This window comes from Dactylosporangium sp. CS-047395 (assembly GCF_050942185.1).
Lineage (GTDB): Bacteria > Actinomycetota > Actinomycetes > Mycobacteriales > Micromonosporaceae > Dactylosporangium.
In genome coordinates this window covers 5,353,612-5,375,945 of record NZ_CP192015.1, presented here as the reverse complement: position 1 = coordinate 5,375,945, position 22,334 = coordinate 5,353,612, and the positions used below count along the sequence as shown (strand labels likewise).

General features: G+C 73.7%; 13 protein-coding genes. 12 read left to right on the top strand and 1 reads right to left on the bottom strand.

Features of this window, described 5'->3' with window-relative positions; translation table 11 throughout:
* Window positions 1–53: 53 nt before the first annotated feature.
* The 10 genes from ACQP00_RS25255 (at window position 54) to ACQP00_RS25210 (ending at window position 20,370) form a co-directional block, all read left to right on the top strand.
* Window positions 54–1,463, top strand: coding sequence for a class I adenylate-forming enzyme family protein (locus ACQP00_RS25255; RefSeq protein WP_433223109.1), 1,410 nt, complete (start codon window positions 54–56; stop codon window positions 1,461–1,463).
* On the top strand, window positions 1,460–2,776 hold the full coding sequence (locus ACQP00_RS25250) for a condensation domain-containing protein (RefSeq protein ID WP_433223107.1): 1,317 nt from the start codon (window positions 1,460–1,462) through the stop codon (window positions 2,774–2,776). The genes ACQP00_RS25255 and ACQP00_RS25250 overlap by 4 nt, the downstream gene beginning before the upstream one ends.
* Complete coding sequence (locus ACQP00_RS25245) at window positions 2,757–3,626, top strand: thiamine pyrophosphate-dependent dehydrogenase E1 component subunit alpha (RefSeq protein WP_433223105.1); 870 nt, start codon at window positions 2,757–2,759, stop codon at window positions 3,624–3,626. The genes ACQP00_RS25250 and ACQP00_RS25245 overlap by 20 nt, the downstream gene beginning before the upstream one ends.
* On the top strand, window positions 3,623–4,564 hold the full coding sequence (locus ACQP00_RS25240) for an alpha-ketoacid dehydrogenase subunit beta (RefSeq protein ID WP_433223103.1): 942 nt from the start codon (window positions 3,623–3,625) through the stop codon (window positions 4,562–4,564). Before ACQP00_RS25245 ends, ACQP00_RS25240 begins: the two co-directional genes overlap by 4 nt.
* Complete coding sequence (locus ACQP00_RS25235; RefSeq protein ID WP_433223101.1) at window positions 4,557–5,765, top strand: 2-oxo acid dehydrogenase subunit E2; 1,209 nt, start codon at window positions 4,557–4,559, stop codon at window positions 5,763–5,765. The genes ACQP00_RS25240 and ACQP00_RS25235 overlap by 8 nt, the downstream gene beginning before the upstream one ends.
* Entirely contained in the window at window positions 5,762–11,881 is a 6,120-nt protein-coding gene (locus ACQP00_RS25230; protein ID WP_433223099.1) for an amino acid adenylation domain-containing protein, read from the top strand. Before ACQP00_RS25235 ends, ACQP00_RS25230 begins: the two co-directional genes overlap by 4 nt.
* Entirely contained in the window at window positions 11,878–12,171 is a 294-nt protein-coding gene (locus tag ACQP00_RS25225; protein WP_433223097.1) for a hypothetical protein, read from the top strand. The genes ACQP00_RS25230 and ACQP00_RS25225 overlap by 4 nt, the downstream gene beginning before the upstream one ends.
* Window positions 12,168–17,762, top strand: coding sequence for an amino acid adenylation domain-containing protein (locus ACQP00_RS25220; RefSeq protein WP_433223095.1), 5,595 nt, complete (start codon window positions 12,168–12,170; stop codon window positions 17,760–17,762). Before ACQP00_RS25225 ends, ACQP00_RS25220 begins: the two co-directional genes overlap by 4 nt.
* Entirely contained in the window at window positions 17,759–18,166 is a 408-nt protein-coding gene (locus ACQP00_RS25215) for an MbtH family protein (RefSeq protein ID WP_433223093.1), read from the top strand. Before ACQP00_RS25220 ends, ACQP00_RS25215 begins: the two co-directional genes overlap by 4 nt.
* A 137-nt stretch (window positions 18,167–18,303) precedes the next feature.
* Window positions 18,304–20,370: a peptidoglycan DD-metalloendopeptidase family protein gene (locus ACQP00_RS25210; RefSeq protein ID WP_433223091.1), complete on the top strand. Its 2,067-nt coding sequence runs from the start codon at window positions 18,304–18,306 to the stop codon at window positions 20,368–20,370.
* 51 nt (window positions 20,371–20,421) lie between these two features.
* On the opposite strand, the gene ACQP00_RS25205 is transcribed toward ACQP00_RS25210, so the two are convergent.
* Window positions 20,422–21,156 (bottom strand): class I SAM-dependent methyltransferase, encoded by a 735-nt coding sequence (locus ACQP00_RS25205; RefSeq protein WP_433223089.1) that lies wholly within the window; start codon window positions 21,154–21,156, stop codon window positions 20,422–20,424.
* A 162-nt stretch (window positions 21,157–21,318) separates the two neighbouring features.
* Here ACQP00_RS25205 and ACQP00_RS25200 point away from each other — a divergent pair, with 162 nt between their 5' ends.
* Both ACQP00_RS25200 and ACQP00_RS25195 read left to right on the top strand, forming a co-directional pair.
* The gene (locus ACQP00_RS25200) at window positions 21,319–21,963 is read left to right on the top strand and encodes an HAD-IA family hydrolase (protein ID WP_433223087.1); all 645 of its coding nucleotides are present in this window, start codon (window positions 21,319–21,321) and stop codon (window positions 21,961–21,963) included.
* 19 nt (window positions 21,964–21,982) lie between these two features.
* Complete coding sequence (locus ACQP00_RS25195) at window positions 21,983–22,330, top strand: GntR family transcriptional regulator (protein ID WP_433223085.1); 348 nt, start codon at window positions 21,983–21,985, stop codon at window positions 22,328–22,330.
* Window positions 22,331–22,334: the final 4 nt, after the last annotated feature.

Sequence of the window (22,334 nt, the reverse complement as noted above, 5' to 3'; positions counted from 1 at the left end):
GTCGATGAAGTGAAATATTGCAAGACATGAGTGCGCCGTGCAACCCTGGCGCCGTGGTTTTGCACGGGGTGCCCACGACGGTTCCACGTCTCCTCGCTGACCGGGCCTTATCGGAGCCGGACCGCGAGGCCCTGGTCGTGGACGGGGTCGGGGCGCTGAGCTTCGGGGAATGGCAGCGCCGGGCCGCAAACCTCGCGGGACGGCTGCACGAGGACGGCGTGGGGCCGGGCGACCGGGTCGGGCTGCGGTTCGCCGCCGGCAACTGGCTCGACTACGCGGTGGCGTACGTGGCGGTGCAGCGGCTGGGAGCGGTCGCGGTGCCGATCGCCGCCGACGCGGCCCCGGCCGAGGTGGAGCACGTACTCGCCGACTGCGGGGCGGTCCGCCTCCTGGAAGAGAGCACCGGAACCGCGGGCGAGGTCCCCGACGACCGTTCGGCGCCGAACGGGTTGGCCCAGATCCTGTACACGTCCGGCACCACGGCCCGGCCCAAGGGGGTCGCCGCCAGCCACGCCAACGTGACGTTCGGGGCGGGCGCCCGGCACCGGCCGTTCCGGCACTCGCGGCACCTGCTGCACGCGTTCGCCATCGGGACCAACGCGGCCCAGGTGATGCTCCTGAACGCGCTGCTGGCCCACCCGGCCGTGGTGACGCTGCCGGTGTTCACGCCGCTGCGGTTCGCCCGCACCATCACGAGATGGTCCGCCGGTACCGTCTTCGTCGTCCCCGCCATGGCCATGGAACTGCTCGCCGTGGCCGACGGCCTCGAGCTCGGCTGCGTGCGGCTGCTCGGGTCGGCCGCGGCGCCGCTGCCGGGACCCGTCGCCGCCCGGCTCGCGGCCGCGCTGCCCAACGCGACGATCGTCAACTACTACACGTCGACCGAGGCCGCCCCGGCGCAGACCGCGATGGCGTACGACCCGGAGCGCCCCGGCAGCGTCGGCCGGCCGATCGCCGGCGGCGGGGTCCGCGTGCTCGACGACGACGGGCGGGCCTGCGACCCCGGCGAGGTCGGCGCGGTCTGGATGCACTCCCCCGCCCCGGCCCGGTCCTACCTGCACGACTCGGCGAGCGCCACGTTCCGCGACGGCTGGGTGCGGATGGGCGACGCCGGCTACCTCGACGGCGACGGCTACCTGTACCTCGTCGAGCGCGACTCCGACGTGGTCAAGACCGGCGCCCACCGGGTGTCGACGCTGCAGATCGAGGCGGCCATCCACGAGCACCCGGCGGTCGCCGACGCCGCCGTCGTCGGGGTGCCGCACGAGGTGCTCGGCGTCGAGCTGGCCGCGGTCGTCGTGGTCCGCGGCGGCGCCGAGCTGTCCCCGCCGGCGCTGCGCGCGTTCCTGGCCGAGCGCCTCGCGCCGCACGAGATCCCCGCCCGCGTCCACGCCGTCGACCAGCTGCCGCGCAACCGGGGCGGGAAGGTCGACAAACGATCCCTGCGAAGGAGCCTGACATGATCCAGGCATCCGCGGTACAGCACGGTATGTGGCTCGCCGCCGCCCGTGTCGCCCCCGCCGCGTACCACATGCCGCTGGTCGTCACGTTCGCCCGCGACCCCGATACCGGGCTCCTGGCCAAGTCCTGCGCCGCGGTCGCCGAACGGCACGGGCTGCTGTCCAGCGCGATCGTCGAGCGCGACGGGATCACCTACGTCGTCCCGGCCACGTTCCCGGCGGCCCTGCGGGTCGCCGGACCGGACGAGAGCGTCGAGGAGGAGATCGCGCGGCCGTTCAACCTCGCCGAGGGCCCGCTGATCCGCTTCGCGCTGTTCGGCCGCACCCTCGTCGTCACCGCCCACCACCTGGTCTTCGACGGGCAGTCCAAGGAGGTGCTGCTGCGCGACCTGGCCGCCCTGTACTCCGGCGCCGTCCCGGAGCCGCTGCCCACCACCGCCGCCGACGACCTCGCGGCCGACGCGGCCAGGCTGGCCGAGCGGCGCGCCGCGGCCGAGGAGTTCTGGACCGGCCGCTGGTCCGAGCCGCAGCCGCTCGTCGTCGCCGGCTTGGAGCTCACCGGCCGCGATCACGGCCCCGGTCACGCATACAGGTTCACCCCGCCCGTGCCGGACCTGCCGGGCCTGACGCGGTTCGAGACGCTCCTGGCCGCGGTGCACGCCACCCTCGCCGCGTACGGCAACCCGCGCGTCACCACCGGCGTCGATCTGTCCACAAGGGAGCGCGGCCCGGCCGGCATCATCGGCCCGTACGCGACGGAATTCCCCGTCGACTCCGAACCGGGCGCGGCGTTCACCGAGCTGAGAACCAAGCTGCGCGAGATGTACCCGCACCGCGCGGTCCCCCTCGCCCGGGCGGTCCGCCGGATCAGGCCGCACGCCGCCCTGGCCCCCGTCTCGGTCAGCTACCGCCGCCTCGGCGAGACCCCGCACTTCGACGGCGCACCGGCCGAGGTCGACTGGCTCGCCTTCGCCGGCGGCGTCCGCGGCGACCTGCAGCTGCAAGCGGTCGACGACGGCACCACCGTCACCGCGAGCCTGCGCTACTCCCCCGCCGCCGCGCCGGTCGCCGAGCGGCTCGCCCGGGACCTGTGTGCCCTGCTGACCCGGACCGCGGTCCTGGCGATCTGGCGCGACGTGTTCGGCAACCCGCAGATCGGCCCCGACGACGACCTGTTCGACCTCGGCGGCGACTCGCTCACCGCGACCCAGATCATCGCCCGGATGCGCAAGACCCTCGGCCTCGACGTCGACATCGACACGTTCTTCGACCACCCCACGGTGAACGGAGTCGTGCATGCCACCGACGCCGACTGACGCATCCGCGATGCTGCTCATCCGCCACTTCGAGACGGCGCTGCTGGAACTGTTCGCGCGGGGCGAGCTGTCCGGGACCACGCACACCTGCCTCGGCCAGGAGTACGTCCCGGTCGCCGTCAGCGGCCTGCTCGAACCCGACGACCACGTGCTGAGCAACCACCGCGGCCACGGCCACTACCTCGCCCGGTTCGACGACCCGGAGGGTCTCCTCGCCGAGATCATGGGCCGCAAGGGGGCCGTCTGCCAGGGCGTCGGCGGCAGCCAGCACCTGTACCGCCCCGGCTACCTCTCCACCGGCGTGCAGGGCGAGAGCCTCCCGGTGGCGGCCGGCCTCGCGCTGCACCTGCGGCGGCAGCGGCCCGGGGCGCTCGCCTGCGCGTACATCGGCGACGGCACCTGGGGCGAGGGCGCCGTCTACGAGGCGCTGAACATCGCCGCCCTGTGGCAGCTGCCACTGCTGGTCGTCGTCGAGCACAACGGCATCGCCCAGTCCACGCCGACCGCGCGGGCGATGGCCGGCACCATCGCCGGGCGGGCGGCCGCGTTCGGCATCGCCCACACGCTCGTCACGACCACCGACCCGGCGCGGATCCGGGCCGGGCTGGCCCCACTCGTCGCCCGGGTCCGGGCGGGCGAGCCGCTGATCGCCGAGTTCCGCGTGCCCCGCCTCGGCCCGCACAGCAAGGGCGACGACACTCGCACCGCCGAACAGGTCGCGGCCATGCCCGACTGGTACCCGGCCGCCGCCGCCGCCGACCCCGCGCTCGACCGCGCCCAGCGGGACCGCGTCGCCGAGGTCGTCGCCGAGGTGTCCGCGCGGCCGCTCGCCGAATGGACCCACGGGTGAGGGTCGCCGAGAACATCAACGCCGCGCTCCACACCGTCCTGGCCGGCGACGAGCGCGCCTACCTGATCGGCGAGGACCTCCTCGACCCGTACGGCGGCGCGTTCAAGGTCGCCAAGGGCCTCTCCACCGCCTTCCCGGACCGCGTGCTGTCCACCCCGATCAGCGAGTCGGCCCTCACCGGCATCGCCGCCGGCCTGGCCCTGGCCGGGGACACGGCGATCGTCGAGTACATGTTCGCCGACTTCCTGACCCTGGGCCTCGACCCGCTCGTCAACTTCGCGGCCAAATCCGTCTCCATGTACGGCGAACGCCTCCCGATGCGCCTCATCGTGCGCTGCCCGAGCGGCGGCGGGCGGGGCTACGGGCCGACGCACAGCCAGACGCTGACCAAGCACCTGATCGGGGTGCCCGGCCTCAGCCTGTACGAGATGACGCCCTTCCGGGACGCGGCCGAGGTCTTCGCCGAGATGCTCAGCCTCGCGCGGCCCTGCGTCTTCGTCGAGGACAAAATCCTGTATACCCGCCGGATGCACGCGGTGCCCGCACCGTTCTCGGTCGACGTGCGCGACGGCGTGGCCCACGTCGGCACCGGCGAACGACCGGCGGTGGTCGTCGTCGCGCCGGGCGGAATGGCCGAGCGCGCCCTGACCGCGGTGCGGACGCTGCTCATCGAGGACGAGATCGCCGGACTGCTGGTGGTGCCTTCCCGGTTGTACCCCGTGCGCCTCGACCTGCCGCCGCACGTCCCCGTCGTGGTGGCGGAGGACGGCACCGCCGGCGGGACCTGGGGCGCCGAGGTGGCCCGGCACGTCGCGGCCCCGGTGACGCTCGTGCACGCCGCCGACACCGTCGTCCCGGCGGCGCCGCACCTGGAGCGCCAGGTGCTGGTGAGCGCCGGCTCCATCTACGAGACGCTGGTGAGGACGGTTCGTGGCTGAACTCGCGGTACCGAAGCTGAACTCCAACGACGACCGCTACCTGCTGCTGGCCTGGCTGGCCCCGGACGGCGAACCGGTCGCCGAGGGCACGCCGGTGGCCGAGGTCGAAACGTCCAAGGCGGTCGAGGAGCTGACCGCGGCCACGGCCGGCGTGCTGCACCACCGCACGCCGAGCGGCGCCGACATCGAACCCGGCCAAGTCATCGCCGTCATCGCCGCCACCGGCGACACGTTTACCGCCGCCGTCACGCAACAAACGCAACCCGGCCCCACCATCACCACGCCCGCCCGCACCGCCATAGCCGAGCTAGGCATCGGCGAGGAAATCGGCAACGAAATCGGCACGGAGCTCGGCGACGCGATTGCAGCCGCCGTCACGCAACAAGCGCAAACCGGCCCCACCATCACCACGCCCGCCCGCGCCGCCATGGCCGAACTCGGCATCGGCGAGGAGCAGGTCGCCGCGCTCGGGTTGGCGATCGTACGCCGGGCCGATGTCGAGACCCTCGCCGGCGGACCGGCCGCAACTGCCGCCGAGGGCAACGTGCTGTCGCGCAACCAGCGGGCCGTGGCGCGGACGGTGAGCCGCTCGGCCGCCACCATCCCGGCCGCCTACACGGCGATGACCGTCGACGTCGGCGCCGCCCTGGCCCGGGCACCCGAACTGGCCCGCGCGGTGCGGCGCCCGGTCGGCCTGGCCGAGCTGTTCGTCGCCGCGATCGGCCGGGTCCACGCCGCCGAACCGATGTGTTTCGCGCGGATCGACGACGACGGCGTGACCCTGCATCCGGCCGCGGCCGCGCACGTCGGCGTCACCGTCGACGTCGGCGAGGGCCTCTACGTGCCGGTGGTCCGCGACGCCGGCACCGCCACGCTCGCCGACATCGCCCGCACCCTGACCCGGCACCGGGTGGCGGCGGCCGGCGGCACGTTCCGCGAGGCCGACCTCAACGGCGCAAACATCACCCTGACCCTGCACCTCGACGCGCATGTGAGCCTGGCCATCCCGATCGTCTTCCCCGGCCAGACGTGCGCCGTCGCGGTGACCGCCCCGCGCCCGGAGCTGTACCTCGACGACGACGACCGCCCGGCCACGCGAACCGTCGTCCAGGCCGGCCTCGCCTACGACCACCGGGTCGTCAACGGCCGCGACGCGGCCCGCTTCCTGTCCGCCCTCGCGACCGCGCTGGAGCCGCGATGAACCCCGCCCAGGAACGCCTCTTATTCCTGCACCAGCTCGACCCCGCCGACGCCTCCTACCACCTGCCGATCGTCCTGCACTTGCGCGGCTCCCTGAATAGAGCCGCCCTCACGCATTCGCTGGACGCGTTGGTGCAGCGGCACGAGACGCTGCGGGCCGTCGAGCTGGAGTCCGCCGCCGCGGACAGCCTCGAGGACGCCCGCACCCGGGTCGCCACGTTCGTCACGCGGCCGTTCGACCTTGCCGAAGGCCCGCTGCTGCGCGGCCTGCTCATCGAGCTCGGCCCCGGCGAGCACGTCCTCGCGCTCGTCACCCACCACTTCGCGGCCGACGGCTGGTCGCTGCAGGTGCTGCGCCGCGACCTGGATGTGCTGTACCGGGGCGGCGAACTCGCCGACCTGCCCCCGCTGCCGGACGCGGCCAACGACGGGGCCGGCGACGAGGCCCGCGATGAGGCACGCGATGAGGCACGCGACAGGGCCCGGAACGAGACCCACAACGAGACCAGCAACGAGACCAGCAACGAGGCCCGCGACAAGGCCCGCAACGAGGCCGAGCTCGGATACTGGACCGACCGCCTCGCCGGCGCTCCCGTGCTCGACCTGCCAACCGACCGGCCCCGCCCGCCGGTGCGCCGCGGCCACGGCACCTCGATCGTCTTCGACCTGCCCGTCGACCTGCTGCACCGCCTCGAAACGGTGGCCCGGGCCGAGCGCACCACCGTCTACACCGCGCTCGTCGCCGCGTTCTCGGTGCTGCTCGGCCGGATGAGCGGCCAGCAGGACATCTGCCTGGGCACGCCGGTCCTCGGCCGCGACGACCCGGACCTGAACGACCGCGTCGGCTGCTTCGCCGAGACCCTCGTGCTGCGCACCGACCTGTCCGGTGACCCCACGTTCCGGGCGCTGCTGCGGACCGCCCGCCGGACCGTCCTCGGCGCCCTGACCCACCCGGCGCCGTTCGAGCGGGTGGTGTCGGCCGTCGGCGCGCCGCGCGACCGCAGCCGCACTCCACTGTTTCAGGCCATGCTCATGTATCTGCGGCAGGACCACGACCGCCCGCGCCTCGGCGACCTCGACGCGGAGCTGCTGGACCACCCGTTCGACGTGGCCCGCACCGACCTCTCCCTCGACGTGATCCAGGGCCCCGAGGCGGCGCTGGGCGTGCTGACCGTCGACCGCGATCTGTTCGACCCCGACACCGCCGAGCGGCTCGTCCGCCGCCTGCTGGTCCTGCTCGCCGACGCCGCCGACCGGCCCGACACCGCGATCGGCGACCTGGCCTGGTTCGACGCCGACGAGCGCGACGAGGCCGTGACCCGCTGGAACGACACCGGCCCCGGCCGGCCCACCCCGCACGTCGCCGACCTGTTCCGGGATCGGGCCCGGGCCACCCCGGACGCCGTCGCGGTCACCGGCGCCGACGGGGCCGAGCTCACCTACGGACAGCTGGACGCCGCCGTCGACCGGCTCGCGGCGCGGCTGCGCGGGCGGGGTCCGCTGATCGGCGTCGCCCTGTCCCGCGGCCCCGCGATGGTGGTCGCGCTGCTCGCCGTGTGGCGCGCTGGGGCGGCGTACCTGCCGCTCGACCCGGCGTATCCGGCGGACCGGATCGCCTTCGTCATCGCCGACGCCGCCGTCACCACCGTCCTCACCGAGCCCGCATTCGCCGACCAGTTCGGGACGGCCGCGCTGCTCATCGACGGCGACGGCGACGGCGCCGACGACGTTGCGGGACCCGCGACGCAGCCAAACGAAGCAGCCTACGCGCTCACCGAGCCCGCGTCCGCCGACCGGTTCGGAACGGCCGCGCTGCCCATCGACGGCGCCGACGACGACGACGTTGCGCGGCCCGCGACGCAGCCAAACGAAGCAGCCTACGCGCTCACCGAGCCCGCGTCCGCCGACCGGTTCGGAACGGCCGCGCTGCCCATCGACGGCGCCGACGACGACGACGTTGCGCGGCCCGCGACGCAGCCAAACGAAGCGGCCTACGTGCTGTACACCTCGGGAAGCACCGGAAAGCCGAAGGGCGTCATGGTGCCGCACGGAGCGCTCGCCGCCTTCGTCGCCGCCATGGCCGACATCCTCGGCCCGCAGGACGGGCGCACCTGGCTCGCGCTCACCTCGCTGTCGTTCGACATCTCCGGCCTCGAACTGTTCCTGCCGCTCAGCCGCGGCGGCCGGGTCGTCATCGCCGGCGACGCGCAGACCGGCGACGGCGCTGCCCTGCGCGCGCTCATCGCCGCTCACGGCGTCACCGACGTGCAGGCCACCCCGTCCGGCTGGCGGATGCTCATTGCGGCCGGTTTCAACCAAGACGTGCCGTCCGCGCTCGTCGGCGGCGAGGCCCTCCCGGCGCAGCTCGCCGCGGAGCTGCGCGGCAAGGTCGACCGCCTCACCAACGTGTACGGCCCGACCGAGACCACCATCTGGTCCACGTTCTGGCCCGTCCCGGCGACCCCGGCCGCGGTCGCGATCGGCGGCCCGATTCCCGGCACCCGGGTCTACGTGGTCGACGACCGACTGCGGCCCGTCCCGGCCGGGGTGCCCGGCGAGCTCGTCATCGCCGGCGCTGGCGTGGCCCTCGGCTACCTGCGCCGGCCGCGGCTGACCGCCGACCGGTTCGTTCCCGACCCATGGGGACACGGCACCCGGTTGTACCGCACCGGCGACCGCGTCCGCCGCCGCCCCGACGGCGTCCTGGAGTTCCTCGGCCGGCTCGACACGCAGGTGAAGGTGCGCGGGCACCGGGTCGAGCTCGGCGAGGTCGAGACCGTCCTCGCCGGCTGCCCCGGGGTCGCCGCCGCCGTGGCCGCGGTCCGTGACGACGCCCTCGCCGCGTACGTCACCGCCCGCCCCGGCGCCGTCCTCGACCCCGCGGTGTTGCGCGACGCGGCCCGGGCTGCGCTGCCCGGGTACGCGGTGCCGGGCACCATCACGGTGCTCGAAGCGCTGCCGCTCACCCCGAACGGCAAGGTCGACCGTAACGCCCTGCCCGACCCGCGGCCGCGGACCGCCGCCGCGTACCTGCCGCCGCGTACCCCGACCGAGGCCCGCGTCGCCGCCGTGTTCGCGGAGGTGTTCGGGGCGCCTCAGGTCGGTGCCGGCGACGACTTCTTCGCCCTCGGCGGGCACTCCCTGCTGGCCGTCAAGGTCGCGGCGCGGCTGCCCGGCCTGACCGTCCGCGACCTGTTCGACCACCCGACCGTCGAGGCCCTGGCGGCGCGGCTCCCGGACGACGAGTTCACGGCCGTCGATGGGGAGTCGGACGAAACTGCGGAGGTCTCAGAAGCCCAGCGGCGGCTGTGGTTCCTGCAGCGGCTCGACCCGCACGACGCCTCGTACAACATGTTCATCGTCCTTCGCCTGCGCGGCGAGCTCGACCGGGACGCGCTGCGACGGGCCCTGGACGCCCTGGCCGCGCGGCATCCGGCGCTGCGCTGCTCCTATCCGGAGATCGACGGCCATCCGACGATCGCGCTGGGACCGGCCACCGTGCCGTTAGAGGAATTCGGCGTCAATTCCGAGACGGCGGCGCGGGCGGCCGTCGCCGAGCGCACCAACGCGCCGTTCGACCTGCGGGCCGGCGCGCCGGTGCGGGCGTCGCTGCTGCGGCTCGGGGCTGGCGACCACGTCCTGTGCCTCATCGTCCACCACATCGCCGGGGACGGCTGGTCGCTCAACGTGCTGCGGGAGGACCTCGCCGCGCTCTATGCGGGCGAGTCGCTGCCGCCGCTGCCGCCTGTGCCCGTCGTGCGGCACGCGGCGGCGGTCGAGCTCGACGACCCGACCGTCCTCGATCTGCCCACCGACCGGCCCCGGCCCGCCGCGCCCACGCACCGGGGCGCGTTCCACGGGATGAGCCTGCCCGCCGACGTCGTCGCGCGGCTGGACGAGCTGGCCGGGCGGCAGCGGACGAGCCTGTTCGCGGTGCTGCTCGCCGCCTATCAGGTGCTGCTCGCCCGGCACACCGGGCAGACCGACATCCTGGTCGGTTCGACGATGGCGGCGCGGGACCGGGTCGAGCTGGAGCGGGCCGTCGGATACTTCGCCCGTACCGTCGTGCTGCGCAACCAGGTTGCAGCCGGCGAGCCGTTCACCGGGCTGCTCGGCCGGGCCCGCGAGTCGGTGCTCGACGCGCTCATGCACCCCGATGCGCCGGTGCCCAAGTTCCAGACCATGTGCATCCTGCACACCCAGGACGAGGGCGGCACCCCGGCCTTCGCCGGCCTGGACGCGTCCTTCTTCGAGTCCGGCTACCAGCAGTCGAAGTTCGATCTGATGCTGGAGGCGTGGCGGATCGACGGCGGGCTGACCCTCGTCTTCGGCTACGACACCGACCTGTTCGACGCGGCGACTGTCGAGGCCTGGGCCGCCCGGTTCGCGGTGCTGTGCGCGGGCATCGCCGACGACCCGTCCGCCGCCGTGGGCGACCTGCCGTTGCTGACGCCCGACGACTCGGCCGTGGTCGACGCACTGGCCGCTTCGGAAAAGGACGATCCGGCCCCTTTCGCGGCCGAATTGGTGCGTCTCCCGGACCCGGACGCGGTCGCGCTGCGATGCGGGGCCGAGTCGCTGACGTACGGCGAGCTCAACCGCCGGGCCGACGCCCTCGCCGCGACGATGGACGCGGACGGGCGGGTCGTGCCGGTCGCCGCGCACCGGACCATCGACACCGTCGTGACGATGCTGGCGATCTGGCGGGCCGGCGGGGCTTATCTGCCGGTCGACCCCGCCCAGCCCGCCGGGCGTACCGCCGGGGCCGAAGGCGCACGCGTCGACGGGGCGGCGTATGTGCTGTACACCTCGGGAAGCACCGGCGAACCGAAGGGCGTCGTCGTCGGGCACGAGGCCCTGGCGGCCCGGATCGCATGGATGCGGCGCGAATACGGGCTCGGGCCCGGCGACACCATCGTGCAGTTCGCGCCGCTGGGATTCGACACGCACGCCGAGGAGCTGTGGCCCGCCCTGACGTCCGGCGCCACCGTGCGGCTGCTCCCGGACGGCCCGCTCACGCTCCCCGAAATGCTCGCCGGCGTCACCGTGCTGGATCTGCCGACGGCGTACTGGCACGACCTCGTCACCGCCATCGACACCGTCGCCTGGCCGCCCGGGCTGCGGCTGGTCATCCTCGGCGGCGAGGCGGTCCACGCGGCCGCCGTGGCCCGCTGGCACGAGCGGTTCGGCGGCACCGTCCGCCTTGTCAACACCTACGGCCCCACCGAGGCCACCATCATCGCCACCGCGACCGACCTCGGCCCGCCCGCCACCGACGCCCCGCCCCCGATCGGCGTGCCACTGCCCGGCGTCCGCGCCGCGATCGTCGACACCGCCCTCAACCCGGTCCCGCCCGGCGCCTACGGCGAACTGCTGCTCGGCGGCACCGGCCTGGCCCGCGGCTACCTCGGCCGCGACGACCTCACCCGGGACCGTTTCATCACAAGCCAAAGCACGCGTTGGTACCGCACCGGCGACCGCGTCCGCCTCCGCCCCGACGGCCACCTCGCCTTCGCGGGCCGGCTCGACGATCAGCTGAAGGTACGCGGGTTCCGGATCGAACCGGCCGAAGTCGAGCATTCACTGCTCGCCGTCCCCGGTGTCACCGGCGCGGCCGTCACCGCCCACAACGGCGCCCTGCTCGCCTACGTGGCCGGCAGCGTCCCGGTCGACGACCTGCGGGCCCGGCTCGCCGCCAGGCTCCCCGCCCACCTGGTGCCGGACCGCTGGATCGCCCTCGACGCGCTGCCGCTCACCCCGAACGGCAAGGTCGACCGCCGCGCCCTGCCCCCGCCCGGCGACGCCCGCACCGGCCCGTCGACGCCACCGCGCACCGACGCCGAACACCTCGTCGCCGACGTCTGGGGCGAGGTGCTGGGCCTGACCGGGCTCGGCGTCGACGACGACTTCTTCACCCTCGGCGGGCACTCCCTGCTCGCCGTGCGCGTCGCCGCCCGGCTGCGCGCGCTGACCGACCTCGACCTGCCCATCCGCCTGCTGTTCACGCACCGCCGCCTGGCCGACCTGGCCGCCGCGGTCGAACAGCGGCTCCTGGACGACCTGACCGCCCTGAGCGACGACGAGGTCGCCGCGCTCCTGGAAGCGGAGGCTCGATGACCGTCGACGACACCCGGCAGGCGCTCCTCGCGCAACGGCTCTGGCGGCGGACCGCGACGCCGACCGTGCCGAACCGTCCAACCGGGACGGTACCCAACCGTCCAACCGGGACGGTACCCAACTGTCCAACCGGGACGGTACCCAACCGTCCAACCGGGACGGTACCGAACCGTCCAACCGGGACGGTGCCGCCGCTATCGTTCGCGCAGGAGCGGCTGGGGCTCCTGGATGACCTGGCCGCCGTCAGCGACGACGAGGTCGCCGCACTCTTGGAAGCGGAGGCTCGATGACCGTCGACGACACCCGGCAGGCGCTCCTCGCGCAACGGCTCCGGCGGCGGACCGTCACGCGGACCGTGCCGAACCGTCCGGCCGGGACGGTGCCGCCGCTGTCGTTCGCGCAGGAGCGGCTGTGGTTCATGGAGCAGTACGCGCCCGGCAATCGCGCCTATCTCGTCCCGGTCGCGCGGCGGATCCGGCGGGCCATCGACGCCGACCGGCTGGCGGCCGCCCTGCGCACCGTCGTCGGGCGGCACGAGGCGTTGCGCACGCGGTTCCCGGCGCGGGATGACGGGGTACCGACGCTGGAAGTTGATGAGGAGCCGGCCGTCGCACTGGACGTCGTCGAGGTGGACGGTGAGGACGCCGCCCGGGTCGCCGTCGAGGCGCTGCACGCCCGCGGCTTCGACCTGGCGCGCGAGCAGCCTTTGCGGGCCGTGCTCGTCCGGCTCGCCCCCGACGACGCGATCCTGGCGCTGACCGTGCACCATATCGCCATCGACGGGTGGTCGGTGCCGCTGCTGCTGGGCGAGCTGATGACCGCGTACGACGGCGGCGCGCTGCCCGACCTGCCGGTGCAGTACGGCGACTACGCGGCCTGGCAGCGCGACCGGCCCGCGCCCGACATCGCCCGCTGGGCCCGGCGCCTGGACGGGGTCGAACCCCTGGCCCTGCCCACCGACCGGCCGCGCCCGCCCGAGCTCACCTACGACGGCGGCAGCATCGAGTTCGCCATCGACGCCGAGCTCGCCAACGGGATCAGGGCGCTGGCCGACAATCACGGCGCGTCGCTGTACATGACGATGCTGGCCGCCTACGCCGCGCTGCTCGGCCGGCACGCGCACCAGACCGACCTCACCATCGGCTCCCCCGTCGCCGGCCGCGGCGCCCCCGAGCTCGAACACGTCATCGGCTGCTTCGTCAACACGCTCGTCATGCGGGTCGACCTGAGCGGCGACCCGACCTTCACCGACCTGCTGCTGCGGGTGCGGGAGACCGCGCTGAACGGGCTGGCCGAGGCCGACACGCCCTTCGAGCAGGTTGTGGCCGAGCTCAACCTTTCCCGTGACGTGTCACGTTCTCCGCTGTTCCAGGCTTTGCTCGCCGTGCAGAACTACGGATCCGGGGGTACCGGCGACGGGCTCGACGGCTACGAGATCCGCGCCTGGGCGACCCGGTACGACCTCGAGCTGTACGTCAGCGACAGCGCCGGCGGCGGCCTGTGGGGGCAGTGCATCTTCAGCAGCGCGCTGTTCGACGCGGCGACGGTACACCGGCTGATCGAACGGCTCGTGGCGCTGCTGCGCGGGGCGGTCGCCGACCCGCTGAGCCCGGTGGCCGCGCTCGACCTGCGCGACGACGAGGAGCGCGCGGCCGCGGCCGGCTGGAACGCGACCGCGGCCCCGTTCGACACCGACGCCACCCTGCCCGGCCTGTTCGCCGCGCAGGTGGCCGCCACCCCGGACGCGCCGGCGGTGACGTTCGAGGACGCCACCTGGAGCTACGCCGAGCTCGACCGCTACGCCGGGCGAGTGGCCGCCGCGCTGCGGGCGATCGGCGCCGGGCCGGGGACCCGGATCGGCGTGTGCGCGCCCCGCTCGCTGCAGCTGCCGGGCGCGCTGCTCGGCGTCATGCGCACCGGCGCCGCGTACGTGCCGCTCGACCCCGACTACCCCGAGGAGCGGCTGGCGTTCATGGCCGCCGACGCCGGCCTGCTGACCGTGCTGACGCTCGACGAGGACCTTCCCGCCGAACCGGCCGAACTCGCCGAACCGGCCGCGTCGCCCAGGTCGCCTAAGTCGCCCAGGTCGCCCGGGTCGCCCGGGTCGCCCACATCGCTCACGTCGCCCGCGTTGGCCATGTCGCCCGCGTCGCCAATGTCAGCCGCGCCGCCCACGTCGCCAATGTCAGACGCGTCGCCCGCGTCAGCCGCGTCGCCCACGTCGCCCGCGTCGGCCGGAACGCTCGCGTCGCCCGCGTCGGCCGGAACGCTCGCGTCGCCCGCGTCGGCCGGGTCGCTCGCGTCGGCCGGGTGGCTCGCGTCGGCCGAAACGGCCGAATCAGCCGAAACGCAGCCGGTCACCGTTTCGGCCGGCGACACCGCGTACGTCATCTACACCTCCGGCTCCACCGGCCGCCCCAAGGGCGTGCCCAACGGCCACCGCGGCGTCGTCAACCGGCTCACCTGGATGCAGGAGCGGTTCAGGCTCGGCCCCGGCGACGTGGTGCTGCAGAAGACCCCGGCCGGCTTCGACGTGTCGGTCTGGGAGTTCTTCTGGCCGCTCATCACCGGCGCCCGGCTGGTCCTCGCCAAGCCGGGCGGGCACCGCGACGCCGCCTACCTGCGGGCGCTGATGGACCGCGAGGCCGTCACCGTCGCGCACTTCGTGCCGTCGATGCTGGCGGTGTTCCTGGCCGAGGAGACGCCGTACGGCGGGGCGGCGCTGCGCGCGATCGTCTGCTCCGGCGAGGAGCTGCCGGCCGACCTGGCCCGTCGTTGCCTGGCCGCGTTCCCGGCCGAGCTGCACAATCTCTACGGCCCGACCGAGGCCGCGATCGACGTCAGCGCCTGGCATGTCACCGCCGAAGCGCTCGGCGACGCGCACCGGGTGCCGATCGGCGGCCCGGTCGCCAACACCACCCTGCACGTGCTCGACGAGCGGCTCCGGCCGCAGCCGGTCGGCGTCCCGGGCGAGCTGCACATCGGCGGCGTCCAGGTCGCCGAGGGCTATCTCGGCCGGCCCCGGCTGACCGCCGAACGGTTCATCCCCGACCCGTTCGGACCACCCGGTTCCCGGTTGTACCGCACCGGCGACCTCGCCCGCCGCCGCCCCGACGGCACCCTGGAGTTCCTCGGCCGCATCGACGGCCAGGTGAAGCTCCGCGGGCAGCGCATCGAGCTCGGCGAGATCGAGGCGGTCCTGCGCGAGCAGCCCGGCGTGCGCGACGCGGCGGTCGTCGTCCGCGAGGACCGCCCCGGCGACCAGCGCCTCGTCGCCTACGTGGTGGGCGAAACCCCGGACCGCGCCGCGCTCAAGCGGATTCTCCCCGATTACATGATTCCGGCCGCAATCGTCCCGCTGGGCGCCCTGCCGCTGTCGGCCAACGGCAAGCTCGACCGCCGCGCGCTGCCTGCCCCGGTCCGCGCGGCGGGCGGTGGCACCGCGCCCGCCACCCCGACCGAGCGGCTCGTCGCCGACATTTGGGCCGCCGTCCTGGAATTGCGGTCGGTCGGCGCCGAGGACGACTTCTTCGACCTCGGCGGCCACTCGCTGCTGGCCACCCAGGTGGCGGCCCGGCTGCGCAAGGCCGGCGCGGCGGTCGGCGTCGTCGACCTGTTCCAGCACAAGACGGTGCGCGAGCTGGCGGCCCTGATCGACCGCCCCTCCACCGAGCCGCGGTCCCTGGTCCGCCGCCTCACCCCCGACCGGCCCACGGACCTGTCGCTGGTGTGCGTGCCGTTCGGCGGGGGCAGCGCCGTGGTGTACCAGCCGGTCGCCGACGCCCTGCCCGCGCACTGTGCACTGTGGTCGGTCGCGATCCCCGGCCACGACGTGGGCGTCATCGAGGACCGGCTCGACTTCGCCGCGCTCATCGACCGCTGCGTCGACGAGATCCTCGCCAACATCCGAGGGCCCCTGAGTTTGTACGGCCATTGCGGCGTCGGATCCGCGCTCGCCGTCGCCCTCGCAAGGCGGCTGGAGGCGGCCGGTCGCGAGGTGCGGACCGTCTACATCGGAGCGATGTTCCCGTTCGCCGAACCCCGCGGCCGGCTGGCCCGCGCCCTGTCCCGGATCGCCCGGATGGAGGGCCTGCGCGGCGACCGCGTCTACCACAACTGGCTGACGTCGATCGGCGCCGACCTGGGCGGCCTCGACCCGGACGAGGCCCGGCACATCGTGCGCAATTTGCGCCGCGACTCCGTCGACGCCGAGCGCTACTACACCGAGATGTACGCCGCCGGCGCCGAGCGGCTGCGGGCGAAGTTCGTCACCATCGTCGGCACCCGGGACCCGGCCACGGAGTTCTACGAGGAGCGCTTCCGGGAGTGGCACTTCCTCTCCGACGACAGCGCGGTGGTGGTGCTGAAGGAGGCGGGGCATTTCTTCCTGAAGTACCGCGCCGCCGAGATCGCCGCGATCATCGATGCCGACCTGTTCGCGGACGACGGCCCGTCCGCTGCCGGCTGGTACCGGCACGCGGTCTCGCACGGCCGCGAGGTCCGCACAGGCCCGCAGCCGAGCCTCGGCCGGTTCGCCACCGTCTCCGCCGGCCAGCTCGCGTCGATGCTCGGCTCGGCCCTCACCGAGTTCGCGATCCCGGTCTGGATCTATTTGACCACCGGCTCGGTCGCCCAGTTCGCGCTGTTCGCCGTGCTGGGCCTCGTACCCGGCCTGCTGACCCTCCCGATCGCCGGCGCCATCGTCGACCGCTACGACCGCCGCCGCATCGTCCTCGCCGGCGATCTCGCCGCCGGCGGCGTCCAGGGCGTGCTGGCCGCGCTGCTGTGGACCGGCCACCTGAGCGTCGGCGTCCTCTACCCGGCGACGGTGGCGCTGTCGATAGCCCTGGCGTTCCAGCGCATCGCGTACACCTCGGCGATACCCCAGCTGGTCCCCAAACGGCTGCTGGGTCACGCGGCGGGCATCGGCCAGCTCGGCGCCGGCCTGGCCCAGCTGCTCGCCCCGCTGCTCGGCGCCGGCCTGCTGGCCACCATCGGCCTGCGCGGCATCCTCACCCTCGACGTGGCGAGCTACCTCATCGCGGTGGCCATCGTCCTCGCCGTCCGCTTCCCGTCCACCATGCCGTGGCGCCGCCACGAGACCCTGCGAGCGGAAATCGCGGGCGGCTTCCGGTACGTGTGGGGCAACCGGAACTTCCGCCGCATGCTCCTGTGGTTCGCGGTGCTGAACATCCCGCTCTCCGCCGTCTTCCTGATGCTCTCCCCGCTCGTGCTGTCGTTCGCCACCCTGCGCCAGGTCGGCCAGATCTCCTTCGTCTCCGCCCTCGGCGTCTTCCTGGGCGGCCTGATCATGGCGGCGTGGGGCGGCCCGCGGCACCGCCGCATGTTCGGCGTACTGCTCGCGACCCTGGCCCTGGCCGCCTGCGCCCTGCTCACCGGCCTGCGCGAGAACCTGATCCTGATCGGCGCCGGCGCGCTGGGCATGGCCCTGGCGCTGACCCTGCTCAACGGCGTGTACACGACGATCATCCAGGTCAAGGTCCCGCAGCGCCTGCACGGCCGGGTCTTCTCGCTCAACACCCTGATCGCCTGGTCGACCATGCCGCTGGGCTTCGGCATCGTCGCTCCCTTCGGCGCGGAGCTGTTCCGCCCCCTGCTCCACGACGGCGCCCCGCTGGCCGACGCGCTGGGCCCGATCTTCGGCACCGGCCCCAACCGCGGCCTGGGCCTGATGTTCGCCGCCTTCGCGCTGGCGATCGCCGTCATCGCCCTGGCCGGCCTGCGGGTCCTGCGCCGCTTCGACGACGAGGTCGCCGACGGCCTGGCCGACGACCTGGTCGGCCTGGCCGTGCTGGAATCCCCGACCGCCACCGACGACGGCCTGGACGCCGCCGCCCTCGCCATCAGGAGCGCCTCATGAGCCACCGCGTCGTCCGCAACGCCGACGAGCAGTACTCGGTCTGGTCCACCGCCGACGCCCTGCCGCCCGGCTGGATCGCCGAGGGCACCACCGGCACCCGCGACGAGTGCCTGGACCACATCGAGCGGGTGTGGACCGACCAGACCCCGGCCCGCACCCGCATCCGCACCTGGCTGACCACGGCCGTCGCGGAGGCCTCGGACGGCCTGCTGTCCCCCGCCGACGTGGCGAACGCCGGGTGCTCGTTCCTCGCCATGGGGGTGTCGTCCCTGGCCACCGTCCGGCTGGTCGACGCGATCGAGCTGCGGTACGACGTGACGATCGACTTCACCGGCGGCGCGCTGCAGGACCTCGACTCGCTGACCGACGCCATCGCCACCGAACGCCTCCACCGCCGGCCGTGAACGGCTCGTTACCGGCAGCTGATCAGCGAATGGCCGTGACTGTTCGGACGTGCTGATCCGAATGCGGACGGTGCTTCGATGTCTCGGGTAGAGAATCCCTTTCCTCTTCCCATTACGACGTCCGAAGGGCCATTGATATGGCAGCGCGTCGAACATTGCTTTCGCTGCTCGGAATGGTGCTGGCCGCCGCGACGATTCCGATCGTGGTGCTCGCCCCGAACGCGGCGTCGGCGGCCGTCGCCGGCGTGCCGAATTGGTTCCCGCTCCGCGGCAATCACCTGATCGGCTGCTCGTACCTCAGCTCGGACGGCAATCCCAGGAACGCGATATGCAGGGGGAACTACCACCCGAACTGGGCCATCGACATCGGGGCGACCGTCGGAGAAACCATCTACGCCGCCGGGAAAGGCACGGTGTCCCAGGTCGTGCGGAACCAGGGCGCCAACTGCGACCCCGGCACGCACGACAGCTACGGCAGCTGTCCGGACGGCGCCAAGGGAAATTCTGTGCTCATCGATCACGGCAGCGGGGTCTTCAGCTACTACCAACACCTGCAATCGGTGGCGGTGGACCCGGGCAAGGACGTCGACGAGAACACGCCGATCGGCGCGGCCGGCGTCAGCGGCTACACCACCCCGTCGTTTCCACATCTGCATTTCGAGCGGCGGCCGAGTGCGTCCGGCAAGTCGGTCGATCCAGGTCCGTTGAAGGCCTGCAAAGGCACGAAACTGGTCACCTACCCGCAGGACTTCGGGGCGGCGAGCTGGCAAGGACTGCCCGGACACAAGTTCATCGCGACCAGTGACGGCACCGCGTGTGCGGGAGCGCCCGGTGGCGGCACCGGCAAGCCGAAGGTCGACCTGGTCTTCGCGATCGACACGACGGGCAGCATGGACCCGTACATCGCGGGCGTTTCGGCCTCGGCGCGGTCCATCACCGCCGGCCTGTTCACCAGGGCCGACGCGCGGGTGGCGCTGGTGGACTACAAGGACCTGCACGCCTGCGCCGGCGACGGCTACGCGGCCCGGGTGGATCTGCCCTTCGCCACCGACCCGGCGGCGTTCGACACCGCCGTCGGCAAGCTGACCGCGGCCGGCGGGTGCGACACCCCCGAGTCGGTCTACTCCGGCCTCATGGCCGCCATCGGGCTGCCGTGGCGCGACGGGGTCAAGAAGGCGGTCATCCTGATGGGCGACGCGCCGCCGCACGATCCCGAGCCGGTCACCGGGCTGACGCTCGCGAAGGTCACCGCGGCCGCCAAGGCGGTCGACCCGGCCACGATCTACGCCATCAACATCAACGGTGCGGCGTCGCCGTTCTTCGACGACCTCGCGGCGCAGAACGACGGGCAGGTGTACGTCGCGGCGGACCCGAGCACCGCGGTCGACCAGATCACGGACGCCATCACGTCCATCACCACGGTGATCGCGGACGCCGGCGGCCCGTACCGCGGCGCCGTCGGCGAACCGGTCACGTTCGACGCCAGTGCCTCGAGCGCGACCGGCGCCTCGATCGCGCAGTACCAATGGGACTTCAACGGCGACAACACGTATGACGAGACGACGACGCTGCCGAGCGTCACGCATGTCTTCACGGCACCGTATTCGGGGGTCGTCGGCGTGCGCATCACGACGGACGGGGCAAAGCCGCAGAGCGCGACCGCGAGCGCGCCGACCGAGGTCCTCGTCCCGACGACCCTGCGGTACACCGGCGACCGCACGGGCGTCGTCGGCAAGCAGCTGCACCTACGGGCCACGCTGACCGGCCCGGACGCGGCCCCGATTGCCGGCGTGCCGGTCACGTTCACCGTCGGTACGCAGTCGTGCTCCGGCACGACGAACGCCACCGGGCAGGCCGAGTGCCAGCTCGTGCCGGCGCAGGCGGCCGGCGCCTACCCGGTGGCGGCCGACGCCAAGCCGGCCGGGCACTACCTGCCGAGCAGCACCGTGGAAGATCTGCAGCTGACGGGCGCCGGCGGTACCCCGGACCCCACCGCGACCAGCGCGGGCCCGACGCCGTCCGGGTCGGCGACGTCCGTCGCGCCGACACCCGCGAGCACCGCGACGCGGGGAACCGGCGGTCCGCTCCCCGTGACCGGCGTCGCGCTGGGCGGGATGGCGCTGGCCGATTCCGGCCTCGTCGGCGCCGGTGCCCTCCTGCTCCTGCTGGCGCGCCGGCGGCGCAATGCCGGGCGCCACTCGTAGCGGGCGCAGCCCCGAACGCCCCGGGCGGCACGCGGCCGCCCGGGGCACCTGTCAGCGGCGGGCGACCAGCAGCAGGCGCGGGCTGCCGAGCCCGAACGGCGTGCCGTCGGGGTCGCCGTACAGGTCGGTGCCGGTGAAGCCGGCCTCCCGGACCAGGCGGACGACCTCGGCGGCGGTGTAGACGTGCTGGACCGACGTGCCGTGGTGCTCTTCGGCGCCGCGGCGGAACGTGAAGGTGGTCAGCCAGCGGCTGTTCGTGGCGTCGTACTCGTTGATCGACGTGGCCTCGATCCCGCCGATGGTCATCGGGGGTTCCTCGAGGTGCAGGCCCGGGAGGAGGGACTCCGCCACGAAGCCGTAGTCGAGGACGAGGTGGCCGCCGGGCTGGACCACGTTCGCCAGGTCGGCGAGGTACTGCCTGGTGCCGTCGTGGTCGAGGTAGCCGAACGAGTTTCCCATGCAGATGGCGAGGTCCGCGTGCAGGTCCTGCGGTACCGCGGCCATGTCGCCGACTCGGAAGTCGACGGTTTCCGCGTGGGTGCTGTGCCGGGCGAACGTAATCGCCTCTTGTGAGACGTCGATGCCGGTGACCCGGAAGCCGCGCCTGGCCAGGGCGAGGCTGTGCCGGCCGCTGCCGCACGGCAGGTCCAGCACGTGCGCGCCGGAGGGCAGGCCGGTGGCCCGGACCAGGAAGTCGACCTCGGCGGTGGTGTACTCGTCGGTTACCGCGGCCCGCCAGAAGGCGTTGGGGAGCTCGGTGAAGAACGTGTCGTACCAGTGACGCATGTTGGTTTGCTCCAGTGCTCGAAGGAAGGCATGACGAAGCCCGGGTTCATCCGCCCCGGGGCTGCCGGGCGGGCCACCATGGCATCGCCTTCTCTGTCGAACTGGAGCCCGCAACCTATCAAGCGCGCGGCGCGGGCGCACCGGGTTATTAGGCTGGCGATCGTGATCTTCTCCGTGGACGCGATCCTGTTCGACATCGACGGCACGCTGGTGGACTCGACGCCTGTGGTGGAGCGGACCTGGCGGACGTGGTCCGCGCGGCACGGGTACGACGCCGATGAGATCCTGCGCGTGTGTCACGGGCGGCGGACCCGGGACACCGTCGCGCTGTTCCTGCCGCCGGGTGAGCGGGCGGCGGCGGTCGCCGAGCTCGAGGAGCTGGAGCGGCACGACTTCGACGGCGTCGTACCGTTGCCGGCCGCGGACTCCCTGCTGCGCGCCCTGCCGCCGGAGCGCTGGGCGGCGGTGACCTCCGGCACGCACACCCTGATGCGGGCCCGTCTCGCCGCGGCCGCCCTGCCCGTGCCGAAGGTCCTGATCGCGGCCGAGGACGTCGCCGCGGGCAAGCCGGACCCGCAGGGCTACCGGATGGCGGCCGCCGCGCTCGGCTTCGACGTGCGGCGCTGCCTGGTCGTCGAGGACGCACCGGCCGGGCTGGCCGCCGGGCGCGCCGCGCCGGCCTCGACCCTCGCCGTCGGCACCTCGCACGACCTGGCCGCGCTGACGGAGGCCGACGCGGCGGTCCCGGACCTGCGTTCGCTGACGATGGAGGTCACGCCCGAGGGCCTGGTGTTGACCGTCGGATAGTGCTAATAATACTAGTACTATGAGATGGACAGTCGATCACGCGTCGCGGGAGCTGCTGCCGGACCAGATCGCCGCCTCCGTGCGGCGGGGGGTGGCGTCCGGCGAGCTGGAGGTCGGGGAGCAGCTGCCGCCCGCGGCCGAGCTCGCCGCGGCGCTGTCGGTCGACCGCAACACGGTGCTGGCCGCGTACCGGCAGCTGCGCGACGACGGGCTGCTGGAGTTCCGGCGCGGCCGCGGGGCCCGGGTGGCGTCCGCGGTCACCGAGCCGCCGCCGGTCCTGGAGGCGGCCCGCGCGCTGGTCGCGGTGGCCCGCACGCACGGGCTGACCCGCACCGAGCTCGTCCGCCTCGTCGAGAAGCTCGCCTGAGCCC